13 protein-coding genes and 1 pseudogene are annotated in these 12,955 nt (G+C 57.4%); 6 read left to right on the forward strand and 8 right to left on the reverse strand.

Annotated elements, in window-relative coordinates; genetic code table 11:
* Nucleotides 1-78: 78 nt before the first annotated feature.
* Nucleotides 79-1,164 carry a hybrid-cluster NAD(P)-dependent oxidoreductase gene (locus tag HGP17_RS28845; RefSeq protein WP_168814498.1) on the reverse strand — a complete coding sequence of 362 codons (1,086 nt, stop codon included), beginning with the start codon at nt 1,162-1,164 and terminating at the stop codon, nt 79-81.
* Nucleotides 1,154-2,407 carry an aromatic ring-hydroxylating dioxygenase subunit alpha gene (locus HGP17_RS28850; protein ID WP_168814500.1) on the reverse strand — a complete coding sequence of 418 codons (1,254 nt, stop codon included), beginning with the start codon at nt 2,405-2,407 and terminating at the stop codon, nt 1,154-1,156. The genes HGP17_RS28845 and HGP17_RS28850 overlap by 11 nt, the downstream gene beginning before the upstream one ends.
* 108 nt (nt 2,408-2,515) lie before the next feature.
* On the opposite strand from HGP17_RS28850, the gene HGP17_RS28855 reads away from it, so the two are divergent.
* Nucleotides 2,516-3,403 carry a LysR substrate-binding domain-containing protein gene (locus tag HGP17_RS28855; RefSeq protein ID WP_168814502.1) on the forward strand — a complete coding sequence of 296 codons (888 nt, stop codon included), beginning with the start codon at nt 2,516-2,518 and terminating at the stop codon, nt 3,401-3,403.
* A 27-nt stretch (nt 3,404-3,430) separates the two neighbouring features.
* Here the strand turns inward: HGP17_RS28855 and HGP17_RS28860 are convergent, their stop codons facing one another.
* Nucleotides 3,431-4,417 carry a GlxA family transcriptional regulator gene (locus HGP17_RS28860; protein ID WP_168814504.1) on the reverse strand — a complete coding sequence of 329 codons (987 nt, stop codon included), beginning with the start codon at nt 4,415-4,417 and terminating at the stop codon, nt 3,431-3,433.
* A 175-nt stretch (nt 4,418-4,592) separates the two neighbouring features.
* A complete protein-coding gene (locus tag HGP17_RS28865; RefSeq protein WP_168814788.1) occupies nt 4,593-5,654 on the reverse strand; it encodes a DNA topoisomerase IB in 1,062 nt (353 codons plus the stop codon).
* 157 nt (nt 5,655-5,811) lie between these two features.
* Between HGP17_RS28865 and HGP17_RS28870 the strand changes: the two genes are divergently transcribed.
* Entirely contained in the window at nt 5,812-6,669 is an 858-nt protein-coding gene (locus HGP17_RS28870; protein WP_168814506.1) for an SDR family oxidoreductase, read from the forward strand.
* Between the two features lie 87 nt (nt 6,670-6,756).
* Nucleotides 6,757-6,975 carry a hypothetical protein gene (locus HGP17_RS28875; RefSeq protein WP_168814508.1) on the forward strand — a complete coding sequence of 73 codons (219 nt, stop codon included), beginning with the start codon at nt 6,757-6,759 and terminating at the stop codon, nt 6,973-6,975.
* Nucleotides 6,976-7,032: 57 nt separating this feature from the next.
* Here HGP17_RS28875 and HGP17_RS28880 read toward each other — a convergent pair whose 3' ends face one another.
* Together HGP17_RS28880 and HGP17_RS28885 are read right to left on the reverse strand one after the other, a co-directional pair.
* Entirely contained in the window at nt 7,033-7,284 is a 252-nt protein-coding gene (locus tag HGP17_RS28880) for a hypothetical protein (protein ID WP_168814510.1), read from the reverse strand.
* 85 nt (nt 7,285-7,369) lie between these two features.
* The gene (locus HGP17_RS28885) at nt 7,370-8,299 is read right to left on the reverse strand and encodes a LysR family transcriptional regulator (protein ID WP_168814512.1); all 930 of its coding nucleotides are present in this window, start codon (nt 8,297-8,299) and stop codon (nt 7,370-7,372) included.
* Between the two features lie 74 nt (nt 8,300-8,373).
* On the opposite strand from HGP17_RS28885, the gene HGP17_RS28890 reads away from it, so the two are divergent.
* The 3 genes and pseudogenes from HGP17_RS28890 to HGP17_RS28900 all read left to right on the forward strand — a co-directional run.
* Nucleotides 8,374-9,276 carry an EamA family transporter gene (locus tag HGP17_RS28890; RefSeq protein ID WP_168814514.1) on the forward strand — a complete coding sequence of 301 codons (903 nt, stop codon included), beginning with the start codon at nt 8,374-8,376 and terminating at the stop codon, nt 9,274-9,276.
* A gap of 136 nt (nt 9,277-9,412) precedes the next feature.
* A complete protein-coding gene (locus HGP17_RS28895; protein ID WP_168814516.1) occupies nt 9,413-9,931 on the forward strand; it encodes an Imm8 family immunity protein in 519 nt (172 codons plus the stop codon).
* A 68-nt stretch (nt 9,932-9,999) separates the two neighbouring features.
* Nucleotides 10,000-10,368 (forward strand): annotated as a pseudogene (locus tag HGP17_RS28900) (IS5 family transposase); the annotation flags it as partial.
* 214 nt (nt 10,369-10,582) lie between these two features.
* Here HGP17_RS28900 and HGP17_RS28905 read toward each other — a convergent pair.
* Entirely contained in the window at nt 10,583-11,683 is a 1,101-nt protein-coding gene (locus HGP17_RS28905) for a hypothetical protein (RefSeq protein WP_168814518.1), read from the reverse strand.
* Between the two features lie 305 nt (nt 11,684-11,988).
* On the reverse strand, nt 11,989-12,945 hold the full coding sequence (locus HGP17_RS28910; RefSeq protein ID WP_168814520.1) for a bile acid:sodium symporter family protein: 957 nt from the start codon (nt 12,943-12,945) through the stop codon (nt 11,989-11,991).
* Between the last annotated feature and the right edge of the window lie 10 nt (nt 12,946-12,955).

A 12,955-nucleotide genomic window follows, 5' to 3' on the forward strand; every position in this document is an offset into this window, starting at 1 on the left:
GGCTGTCTGATGCAAGCGCTTCGTCAGCCTGTCGCCCGCAGCTCTGCCAGAGTACGATCGGACGCACTGCTCCAAAGCTCAGCGATCCACAACCAGATCGCTGAGCGGCTTGGAACAACAGGGAAGGAATAGTCCGGCGTCGATTTCGCGCTGGCGTATGCCGCCATTGTGGTTCATCTCGACCGAGCCCGACACCAGCTTGGATTTGCATGTGCCGCAAACCCCGTTGGAGCAGGAAGACGGCAGGCGCACACCGGATTTCTTGGCCGACGACAAAACCGTCTGCTCGCTCGAAACCTCGATCTTGCGTGCCTGCTTGGCGAACTCCACCTGGAAAACCCGGGTGCGCGGTATTTCCTCCACCACTGTCGCCGGCTCGTTAATAACGGCGGCATCGAAGCTCTCCTCGATGTAATTCGAGGCAGGGACACCTAGCGTCGAACTTATCGAGCGTGCCGCCGCCATGAATGGCGCCGGGCCACAGCACATGACAATCCGCTCGGCGATGTCAGGCACGGCAAGCTTGATGAATTCGGGGGAGATGCGCCCGGTCAAGCCGGACCAGGACGGTTCTCCGACCAGAGTTTCCGGCAGAAAGTGCAATCGCAGACCCTTCATCCGCGATGCGATCAAGGACAATTCCTGGCGGAAGATGAGATCCAGGGGCGTACGCGCCGCGTGAACAAACGCGATATCCGCCGGTTCGTAACGATCGGCGAGATCGCGCACGATCGACATGACAGGCGTTATTCCGGACCCGCCGGAGAGCAGAAGAAGCTTCTTGTTCTCGCGCGCACGAACGAAATGCCCGAGAGGACCTTGCGCCTTGACGGTCGCCCCGACGGCGAGATGGTCATGAAGCCAATTCGAAACCCTGCCGCCGGCGACACGCTTGACGGTAACCGTAAAGGCATTGGGCCGATGCGGAGACGATGAAATACTATAGCAGCGCGGCTCGCTTTCCTCGCCAATGGGGAAATCGAACAGGAAATACTGGCCGCTTTCGAACGCAAAGCGCTTACCCTCGGGCGATGCGAAGGTGAAGCTTCGCACATCGTGCGTTTCCTGGTGAATATCGATGCAGACGAGCGTGTCGTCGTGTTCCTTGTCCCAGTCGGCTTGATGTCCGGAACGTCCCTGCGCCTGCAAGAGGTCAATAGCCATGGGCGCGCATCCGATCGATGTACCAGGTCGCAAATTTATCCAGGTTGGTTTCCGAGAAACGTGAATAGGGACCAGGCCGGTAGGCGGGATCGAGCGTACCGGCATGTGAGCGCGCGACAAGGCTTGCATCCTGGTCCGTCGTTGCGATCCAGACATCCGTCAATTTTTCGAGATCGTAATCGACCCCTTCGACGGCATCCTTGTGAACGAGCCATTTGGTCCTGACCAGGGTCTTGCCGGCGGATAGCGGAATGACGGTCGAAACCACGGCGTGGTCACCCATAAAATGGTTCCAGCTATTGTGGCCCCACAGATGCGTGTCGCCGAGATCCTTTCGGGTCATCTGCCCCAGCAGCTTCGAGGATGCAGCCGTCGCATCATGTGTCTGGCTTTCGCCGGCGCCCGAAATGATCAGCCGTTGGGTTCTGAAATTGGTGGCACAATCCGTGAGTTGCTCGACGGCAGCAGACGGAAAGCCATCCGCCTCCCAGGCCATCGTCCGCTGCTCATAGAGTCGGAAGTGCTCTTCGGCCTGCGCGCGATCATCGGGGCTCAAGGTTTCGGGATCGAAACCGAAATCGAGATCGACGAAAGAGACGCACAATTCCGGATGATTGGCGGAACAGTGATAGCACTCGCGATTGTTTTCGATCGTGAGTTTCCAGTTGCCGTCTTCGATGACGTCGGTCTGATACGCGACTTTCGCATTTTTAATATCGTAGGGCGCCAGTCGTTCGATCATCACCTTTTCAAGAGCGTCGATATCCTCGGGAGGATTGTCGGAGAGACAGACGTAGATCAGTCCGCCGATCGACTTGAAGGCGACCGGCTTGAGGCTATGGCACTCCTTGTCGAACTCCTTGCCCATGTGCGGCGCATAGCTGAGTTCGCCCGTCAATTCGTAGGTCCATGTGTGATAGGGACAGACGAGTTTCGAGATGATCGTCTTTCCCGCATCGAGAAGGCGGGAGCCGCGATGGCGACAGACATTGTGCAGCACACGGATTTCGTTGTCGTCGTCGCGCAGCAGGATCAGGCTCGTATTGCCGATGTCGATGACTGTGGCATCGCCGGCCTCCGGCACGTCGCAATCGAGCCCGACACAGATCCAATGCTTATGAAAGAAGACGTCCATGTCGGCTTCGAAGACATCCTCGCGGGTGTAAAGGCCGGCCGGAAGCGAATAGCCATTCGCCCGGGCGTCGAGAAGTGCCGAGATTGAGGATGGAAGCCGGTTTAGCATGAGCACCTCTTATGCGTTGACGCCGGTAGAGTGCCCTTGTCATCTGGGCCTTTCAACGGCATTAATTCTTTGCTTCGCATAATGAAAAGTAATGGATGGAGACATGAAATGCAGTTTCGCAGGCGTCTGCCATCCTTGACGGGACTGCTGATGCTCGAGGCCGTTCTGCGGCGCAAGAGTTTTACGGCTGCAGCGACGGAACTGGGCGTCACCCAGGCGGCGGTCAGCCGGCAGATCGCGTTGCTGGAGGAAGAGCTTGGTCAGCCGATGTTCCTGCGCAAGCATCGGGCGATAGAGCCGACGGCCGCATGCCTGACGCTCGGCTCATCATTGTCGCAGAGCTTTGCCAATATTGCCGACGCAATCGAAGCGATCAAAGCCTCATCCCAGGATGTGGTCACCATCGGTGCGACCGTCGCCTTCTCGACCTTCTGGCTGCTTCCGCGGTTGGCCGATTTTCGCGACCGCAATCCGGGCATACAGATCAGGGTCGTGTCGCAGGATTCGCCGATTGATCTCGACAACGGGGATGTGGATATCGCCATCCGCTACGGATCGCCCCCGTTCAGCGATGGAACGGTCATTGCATCCAGGGGCGATATCATCATGCCGGTTTGCTCTCCGGAGTATCTGAGGCGGCGCCCGGCCGGTCTCCTGAGCCAAAGCGACGACTTCATCGAGACTGATGCCGTCGATCGATCGTGGCTCTCCTGGGCTCAGTGGCTGCCGAAGATGGATGCGTCTTTCGTCGTAAAACCTTCGCTTCGCTTCAATCACTACACGGAAACGATCTTCGCGGCGCGGGCCGGGCAGGGGGTAGCACTTGGCTGGGGCGTGCTGGTGCAGACCTTTCTCGACGACGGCACGCTCGTTTGCCTCGACGAACGCAAATTGGCGGAGGAAAGCCGTTACAACATCGTCCTCCCTTTAAGGGCACGACGAACCATGGCGAGCATACAGGCCTCGGCGTGGTTGACCGCCGCACTACATGGCTGATGCATGACGGTCAGCCCATACGCTCACTCAAGCGAGTGAACGGCGAAGCTCGGTGGGTGACTGGCCGAAAAGCCGCCTGAACAGCCGGGCAAAATGTGACGAGCTGTCGAAACCCACTTCAAGCGCGATCTCAACGAGCGGGGCTTGCGTTTGAATGACCAACTGCTTGGCACGCTCCATGCGGACGCGTGTGTAGACGGCGCCCGGCGATGTTTTCATCTCATCCATGAAAAGACGCTCGAGCTGTCTGCGCGACAGACCCACGGAAGCAGCGAGCTGCTCCGTCGGCACGACATCCTCTATGTGCCGCTCCATCGTGATCAGCACGGCCTTCAGGCGCGCATCCTCGCATTCGATGGAGAGCGGCCGACGCGGCTGAATATCCAGTCCGGAGCGTGCCCGTTCGATCTGCAGGACTTCAAGTGCATTTCGTTCCGCATCCCGGCTGATATGCCTGCGGACGATCGAGGCAGCCATGTCGGCGGCGCTGCTGCCACCGGCACACGACCCGCGGTTTCGATCGAGATTGAACAGCCGGTCGGATCGAACAACGTTGTCCGGAAACCGTTCTCGAAATGCCTGATAATGCAGCCAGCTTACGCAGGTCTGGTGATTTTTCATCAGTCCTAGTTCCGCCAGAATGAACGTGCCGGTGCAGACCCCGATGAGCGGAACCTTTAGCTCGGCCGCCTTCTTCACGTAATCGGCCGTCTGGTTGTCGATCACCGTGTCCGCATTCAATAGGCCGCCCACCACGACGATATAATGGAACGCTTTCGGATCGATGAAATCGGATGTCGGCGCAACCTGCACGCCACAACTCGATGTGATGAGATGGCGCGTGCTTCCCAGCACATGCCAATCCGCCAGCACTCGTCCGGATTTGTCCGCCTCGTCGCTCGCCAATCTCAACGTGTCGACAAAAAGTGCGAAGGCGGAAAGCGTAAACGATCTGGCGAGAACAAACCCGACCTTGAGAGGGCTTTGTTTTACTTCAGCTTTCGCGGATTTCATCGATCGGATCAGCCTGCCAGTTTTCCAGATGGTTCAGCGCATTTTTGTTTTGCTATCCCATGCGTCATGGGGACGCCTAGGGACACAATTCGCTTGCGCCTTTTCATCAATCTTACAGTCTTGGCGTCAGAAGCTCCATGAAATTTCTTGGGTTGGCGGGCAGCAGAGCCTCTGCCTAAGCGCCCTTGGCTTTCAGCCATTGGAGCACGCGGATTTCTTCATCGTCCATCCAGGCCAGAAGCCGCTCGCTCCTGGTCTTTCGAAGCCTCAAGATTGCGCTTAGCTCTCCAGCCTTGAAGTCTTCAAAAACCGCGGGGTGAATGTAGGATGATCGACAGACTGCCCGTGTATTGAAGAGTTTTGCCGCCACGGAGTCGATGGCCTCATTCAATTGCAGGGTCAAGGCTCTCTTTGTGTCTGCGACGTGGAGCGGCGCCAGCGCAGACACGGCAAGACAGGTCGCGCCCCACGTCCGGAATTGACGCGAGCTGAAATCCTCGCCGGCCGTTTCCTGAATATAGGCGTTGACATCTTGCGATGTGACGGTTCGCCGGCCACCATCCTCGCTGAAATATTGGAAGAGGTTCTGGCCGGGCAGATCCTGAAGTTTTCGAATAACGTTGGCTATGCGTCGGTCGGAATGAATGAGATTCCATTCCTTTCCCGATTTTCCCTTGAAGCGAAATCTGATTTTCGCGCCGTCGGCCTTCACATGACGAGCGCGGAGCGTCGTCGCGCCATAGGAGCCATTGGCCAGTGCGTAGTTGGCATTGCCGACCCGGATATAAAGATTGTCCAGCATCCAGACGATGGCGGCAAGCGCCTTGTTCATCGTCATTTCTTTCGATCTCATATCGCGGTCGACCCGTTCACGAATTTCAGGCAGGTGGTCTCCAAATGTCACCAGACGATCGAATTTCGTTCGCCCACGCTCCTCATGCCACCCAGGATGATAACGGTATTGGCGCCGTCCGCGCGCATCGATGCCAATTGCCTGGAGATGCGAGAGTGGGTTGGTCGAAATGATCACATCTTCATAAGCCGGAGGAATTGCCAGCGCGTTGATCCGCGCAATTTCCTCGGCATCACGGATACGTTGACCCGTCGGGTCGAAATACAGAAAACCTTTCTTTCCCTGCTTTCGGGTAATGCCGTTGGCGAGGCTAGATACGTAAACAAGACCAGACACTGGTGTTATTGCGACCAGGGCCGGCTGAAGGGTTGTGGTGTCGAGCATCTGATTCATGCCAATGAAACGCCGATTGGGATTTTCGGTTCCGCGACATTCAATGAACTAATCGTCCGGCGTTACCATGTCTCACATGGGTTCAAGCTCTAAGGGAACCATAACGTGCGGCAATGGTTCGGAGGTGAGAATTTACCCGGAGAACGTCATGGTCATGCACCCTAAGCCCCCATTTCCGTCGCAACAACAGCAGATGCCGGGCCGCACAGCCACCATGCAGCCGGTTCCCGATCACGGTGAAGAGAGCTATCGCGGATCAGGCAAGCTTTCCGGCAAGAAGGTTATTATCACCGGGGGCGACAGCGGCATTGGGCGCGCCGTTGCGATTGCCTTTGCGCGCGAGGGCGCGGATATCCTGATCTCCTATCTCGATGAAGAGGAAGACGCCCAGGAAACCCGGCGCTGGATTGAAGAGGCTGGTCGCAAAGCAATTCTCGTCCCGGGCGACATCCAGGATCCGGGGCATTGCCGGACGATCATCGAGAAGGCTGTTGCCGAGCTTGGCGGAATTGATGTTCTCGTGAACAATGCCGCGCATCAGGCCACCTTCCACGATATCAGCGACATTAGCGATCTGGAGTGGGAAAAGACATTCAAAGTCAACATTCACGCCATGTTCTTCCTCACCAAAGCGGCCGTTGCCCATATGAAGCCGGGCAGCAGCATCATCAACACGGCATCGATCAATTCGGATAACCCCAATCCGACGCTTCTTGCCTACGCGACAACCAAGGGTGCCATTCAGAATTTTACGGCGGGTCTGGCACAATTGCTCGCCGAAAAGGGAATTCGGGCAAACGCCGTGGCTCCCGGTCCGATATGGACACCATTGATCCCCTCAACGATGCCGGTTGAGTCCGTTGAAAATTTTGGCAAGCAAGTTCCCATGAAGCGTCCTGGCCAACCGGCCGAGCTGGCAACTGCTTACGTGATGCTTGCGGATCCCTTATCGAGCTATGTCTCCGGCGCGACCATTGCGGTCACGGGCGGTAAGCCGCTGCTTTAGCCGACAGCCGCCTATTGGCCAAGAATATGTGGAACAACAATGCCGGCTATGGGTTTTGAACCTAGCGCTTGAAAAGAGGAGGGTTCAATGCCGACCGCTGCCGCATCATCCATCACGCCACCCGACGAGCATGTTGTCACAGCACGAGAGGCCTTGGAGCCGCTTTACGAGAAGCTTGAACTTCAAACCGACGCCGCACTGTTGGCTGCCGCCGTCGAAGCAGGCTGGCCTCCGGAGGAGGCTACAAAGGCACTGGCAGCTCTGCGTCTCCAAGACGCATTGTCCATTTTGGGCCGTACCCACTAGCGTAAACTTCTCGGCCGAATGATCTCAGTCGCGGGACGATCAGTCCTGCGCGGCGTTTCAGGCCGAGCGGTCGTCGTCAATCACTTCCGTGTCTGGACGATCGCCACCCCTGACATGTTCGACCTTCCAATTGCCATCGGCCAGTTGATACGAAATCTCGGCATCGCGTCCTTCGAGATGTTGCCGTTGCGCAGCAGATTTCGCAGCCGCAAGTGCTGTGTCGTGATCGGCAAAAGTCTCTGACCAGACATCCCCCAGACGGTACCCGAAACCGCCATCGTGCCGACCGACATGATATGATACCGTCATCTTGATCTCCTTGTTTATACGGCTGGAACTAGGGCGGAAAATCGCCATTCCAATCCCGGCAATCGCAAAGCATTGATCCGCCATGTTATGACCGTGGCCGATGCGGTGCGATGAACTGGGTGATGGTCGATTGGGAGTGATCGGCCTCTGTCATCAGCCGTTTGGCAAGTTCCGCAGCTGGGCCACTCAACGCGCCGTCGGGCCGTACGAGATGAAATGCCACGTGATATCCCAGACGCCTCTCTGCAACCGGCACCAGGCGGCCGGACGCGAGCGCCCCATCCGACAGGGGAGGCCGAGCCAGCGCAATGCCCACGCCGTGGATGCAGGCATCCAGGACGATATTGTAATCCTCGAAACGGCGATCCTGACCTCGCGGTAAGTAGTCGATCCCGTCTGCCGCAAGCCAGCGTCGCCATCCCTCAACATTCGAGTCATGCAGGATGGGCATCTTGAGGAGAGATTGGGTATCGGGTTCTGGCCCAAGTTGATTTGCCAGGGCAGGGGCGGCAATGGGAAAGGATTGCTCCGACCAAAGTGGTATCGCGCGCACGCCAGCCCACGGCCCCTTTCCGCAGCGAATGGCCAGATCCGTGCCCTCGCTGAACTCCGCCAATCGATGCTCGAGCACAAGATCGAGATGAATGTCGTCACGCTCCAGCTGCGGAAGGCGGGAGAATAGCCACATCGACGCCACCGATGGCGGGAGCGAGAGACGGACCGTGGTCTTGCGCCGACGAGGTGTCCAACGCTCGTCCGTGTCGGAAAGAAGCGTCAGCGCCTCCTGCGCCCGCGCGAAGAAACGCATGCCTTCCGGCGTCAGATTGACGCCTCGTGCCTGTCGCGCAAAAAGCCGAACGCCCAGCCAGTGTTCCAGCCGCGATATCTGTCGCGAGACTGCGCCATGGGTAATGCCTCCTTCCTTGGCGGCAGCCGAGAACGAGCCGAGGCGCGCCGCGCGTGAAAACGTTTCAAGGGTGTCGAGGGGAGGAAGGCTTTGCGAGCTGTGAACCATAGTCACATCTGATCATTGATTGCCGTGCTTTTCAAGACGCAACCGAAAGTCTATTTCTCGGGCAATACGAGGATATGGATATGAGCGCTGTGACCGGCGATACGACTGTTAAAAATGGATTGGATGTAACGGCTCTTATTGCGATCGTCGTTACGATCGTCTTCTGGGCTTCGTCTTTCGTGGTCATCCGGGTCTGCCTTGAAGCCTTGACACCGATCGAGCTCGCGACGGCGCGCTATGTGACCGCCGGACTGATCGCTTTCGGCTATCTGATGTTTCGCTGGAGTGTTCCGAATGTCCGGGATTTTCTGCGTATCGCTGTGGCCGCCGTACTCTTTATCGCCTGCTATGCAGTGCTGCTGAATACGGGCGAGCAAAGCATACCGGCAGGGCCTGCCAGCTTTATCATCAACACCATGCCTGTCTTCACAGCGCTCATCGCGACTTTTGCTCTTGGGGAGCGATTTGGCCGATGGGGATGGGTCGGAACGGCCATTTCCTTCGGTGGGGTCGCTTTGATTGCCGCGGCCGCGGACGGTGGTTTCAGTCTTGATCCAAACGCCGTCCTGATCCTCGGCGCAGCGCTTTGTTCGGCGCTTGCCAGTGTGCTTCAAAAGCCCGTACTCGGGCGAATGCCTGCACTGACCGTGACAGCCTGGGTGCTGCTGATCGGGTCGCTGCCGCTTCTGCCCGCAGTTCCGGCTACGATCAAGGCCGTCGCCGCTGCACCGGCGATCGTAAACTGGAGCATCGCCTATCTCGTGATTTTTCCAACCGCCATCGCCTATGTCACCTGGGCGGTCGCATTGAAGCAGCTGACGGCCGGGCGCGCAGCCAATTTCCTCTACGGCGTGCCGCCGACAGCGACGCTGATCGGGTTCGTCTGGCTGGGCGAGGTGCCGTCTCTCATCGGCGCGCTTGGAGGCGTCATGGCGATTGCCGGCGTTGCGATCGTCAACCTGATGCGAGCGAAATGATCGTTGTGACCCGTATTGGAGACCGTTTCGATATTTTCGATTAGCCGCCCCTAGGCCGTGAACTCATAAATGCAGCGTGATCGAGTGGAGTGAGACGGCTTTCCAGCGCGCGCTGTCGTCGCTATAACTGCGCTCCTTGAACATTATCTACGACGAAGGTTCCCGGGAGCGGACATTGGCACGGGCGAATGAAAAATGGCTGGAGATTGCCAACGTTCCTGTGCCCGAACGCCTATCCTTGCGAAGCGTGGATGCTTCAAACGTGGGTGGTGACTTTGCCGAGAGCTGTATCTGCGTGGGCTACACGCAAGAGGAGATAGATGCCGGCGTGACGATGCTCGACTCGGTTGAGCTTCTACAGCAATGGAAGCCCTCCAATCCCAGAAGCGTGGCGTTGTCTATGTGCCTGGCCATTGGGTGGGACGACGACATAGGAACCAACAATTTCCATGTCCACGTCGTGACCAGAGACTTGCGATCGCACCTGCCACGCCGCTCCACCGCATGGGTGTTTGTCGATGTGTTTGAGTGGCAGAGCGTGCTGGCAAGCCTCCTAAACATCTTGCGGAAATGCGAGCGCGCGACGTGGGATGACAGTGTGCAGGAACTCAGAAAGCGCTTCGATTGGGAGTATGAGGGTATGGCCGGGACGTAATCGAACGTCAGCCGATGGCTTTTCGAAGGCCACTTTCATAATTCGCCGAATTCTGTTTCACGCGCCGCATGAGCCGATATGATCTGACTGACTTCGAATGGAGCGTGATCAAGCCGCTCTTACCCAACAAATCACGGGGTGCTGCGCGCGTTGATGACCGGCGAGTGCTGAATGGCATCTTTTGGGTTCTTCGATCGGGAGCCTCTTGGCGTGATGTCCCTGAACGATATGGGCCATCTACGACATGCTACAATAGTTTCAGGCGTTGGACGATGGCTGAAATTTGGGATAGCTTGATGGAAGCTGTCACAACCCCTTCAAATGATGGCATCCCCATGATTGACGGCACTTCTGTTCGCATCCACCATTTGGCGGCCACGTTAACGACCCAACACCCGGATCGTTGCCTTGGGCGAAGTCGGGGTGGTCTCACGACCTAATGGCGGCGAAAGAGCTGCTTACTGGTCTCTCAAATGTTATCGACGGATCGCGACCCGGTATGAGAAGTTAGGCGCGAGTTTCCTCGCCATGACAAAGCTGGCCTGTGTTCGCCTAACTATCCGCCATAACGACTCCACGGCCCAGTCGAAAGATAACTTCCGCAAGCGGTGAGCAGAAGAAAAGGGTGCGGCCGGGTACCCGGCCGCTTCATTATTTCCAGCTGGTGTAGTCCGACGCGGTGCATCCGAACGGAGCGCGTTGATCGCCGAAACGGCTTTTCAGCTGATCGCAGCCCCATCGATTGAGCGATGCCGGCATCATGTTGTTGATGTCCATGCCCGGCGAATTGAACTGCGAGTCGGCGCTGGTCACATACCATAGCCAGTAGCCGAAAACGGCGACGATGATCAGCACCAACGGCAGGAAGAACGTGGCCAGTCCCCGTTTCAGGTTCAGCCCCCTCTTGCGCTGGGGTACAAGCGTGGGCCGAATTCCGGCATAAGCGAGATCGGCAGCCAGAGAGGCAAGGATCGTCGAACGCTCCTGTGCGGACAAGTCGATACGATCCAGTTGGTTGTCCAGCAAGATCGGCAGGGCGCTGTTTCCGTGCCAAACCGCCAAGCCGATGGCCTTTTTGCCCTTTTCGCCAACCAGCAGCGGCTGCTGTCCAGGCTCGAAATGCGTGTAGGCGGCCCGTCCTGTCTTGCGACCGGAAATTTTGTCGGTGTAGGTCACAGACAGCCTTTTTCCTCGGCCATCGAAAGCGGTAATTTCGACGGGCACCGGAACGAGCTGATCAGGCTGGCTCAATTGCCCGCGAACACGCCACACACGCAGAACCTGATACATCATCGCCAGGCATGCCCAACCGAGAATGGCGACGAATACGGCGAGGGTTATGATCCGATTCCAGAGCATGTCGAGCCCGAGGCTCAGCGTCGCAAGATCCGGGTGGTCACGCGAGATAACGAGATTGGTCTCATAATCGCCGGCGTGAATGTCAACAAACATGACCTCGGCATCCTTGGAATAATCCTGGCCATTGTAGCTGTAATTCATATGGGCTGAGCACGTGGTGAAAAAACCCTTCCGGGTGGTGCATTTCCCGTCGCGGATATCGCCGCTGTCGAGCGTCAGGGGATTTTGGCTGATCGTCCAGTCTCTCAAAATACCTGGCGTCTCCCAGATCAGCATGAAGGCGATCAACACCAGAATCACAGGCGCCGAAAAATAGACCGCTCTCTGCGTCACGATCGTGCCCTGTTGAACCATGAGAGGGCGCGAAGGGAGTTGTATTGTCGGAAATGTCATTGTGTGCCTGAGGCTCCGAATGATTGCGCGGGGATACGCAAAACAAGGGCGAAGCGGGGAGCTTCGCAAAATCCTTGGGGGTTAGACTTGGGCTCATATTTTCAGCACGGCACAATAGGTTATTGTTCCGTCAGCTCAATACCCGGTTGCAAAATATCCACTGGCTTCGCCGCATTTTCAGGGATCGCGCCACAGGCTGCCTGGCGATGTGCTATCGAGAGCAGCATTCCTGATAATGGCGGCCAGCTCAGCGCACCATTGCAGGGAGCACCTTCAGTCAGTCGCTCCCTACCTCTTTTGTCCTGCTACTCTGCGATAGCAGTGTCGGCCTCGGCATCATCCGTGCGGCCGGAAAAGTAATTGGCGATCAGCGCGCCCGATATGTTGTGCCAGACGCTGAAAATCGCACTTGGAACGGCTGCAAGCGGCGAGAAATATGCAGTCGCAAGCGCGGCGCCAAGCCCGCTGTTCTGCATGCCCACTTCGATTGCCAAGGCCTTGCGCTTATAAAGGTTGAGACCAAAGGCTTTGGCGGCGAAAAAGCCGAGAAGATAACCAAGGCCATTGTGCAGCACCACGACCGCAAAGATCAGCAGACCGGACTGCGCGATCGCGCCCTTGCTCACACCGACAACGGCAGCAACGATGAGGACGATGCCAATAACGCTAATCAGCGGCAGGATCGGCGTGGCTCCTCGAACGAGCTGCGGCAACAGCTTCTGAGCAATGAAACCGAGCGCGAGCGGCAGAATGATCACCTGCACAATGCCGATGAACATCGCCCATGCGTTGACGGGCAGATACTGGCTGGCAAACATCCACACGAGGAACGGCGTCACGATCGGCGCTGCGAGTGTTGTGACGCTGGTGCATGCGACGCTCAAAGCGACATCACCCTTGGCAAGATAGGTCATGACATTGCTGGACGTGCCACCGGGGCAGCAGCCAACGAGAATAACGCCCGCGGCCACTTCTGGAGGCATGGGAATGATGCGTGTCAGCAGAAGAGCAAGAGCGGGCATGATGACGAAATGGGCGACCACGCCGATCGCAACCTCCACGGGTCGGCGCCCCAGTTCGCGAAAATCGTCGACAGAGATCGTCAATCCCATGCCGAACATGATGATGCCAAGCAGTATCACGATGTAGGGCGCAACCAGCTTGAAGACATCGGGGAAAACGAAGCCGAGAACGGCAAACAGAATGACCCAGAGGGCGAACGTCTTGCCGACGAAAGCCGAGAACGATGCGAGCGTTTTCAATTTTGTCTCC

The sequence above is a fragment of the Rhizobium sp. P38BS-XIX genome, from assembly GCF_012641435.1.
Taxonomy (GTDB): domain Bacteria; phylum Pseudomonadota; class Alphaproteobacteria; order Rhizobiales; family Rhizobiaceae; genus Rhizobium.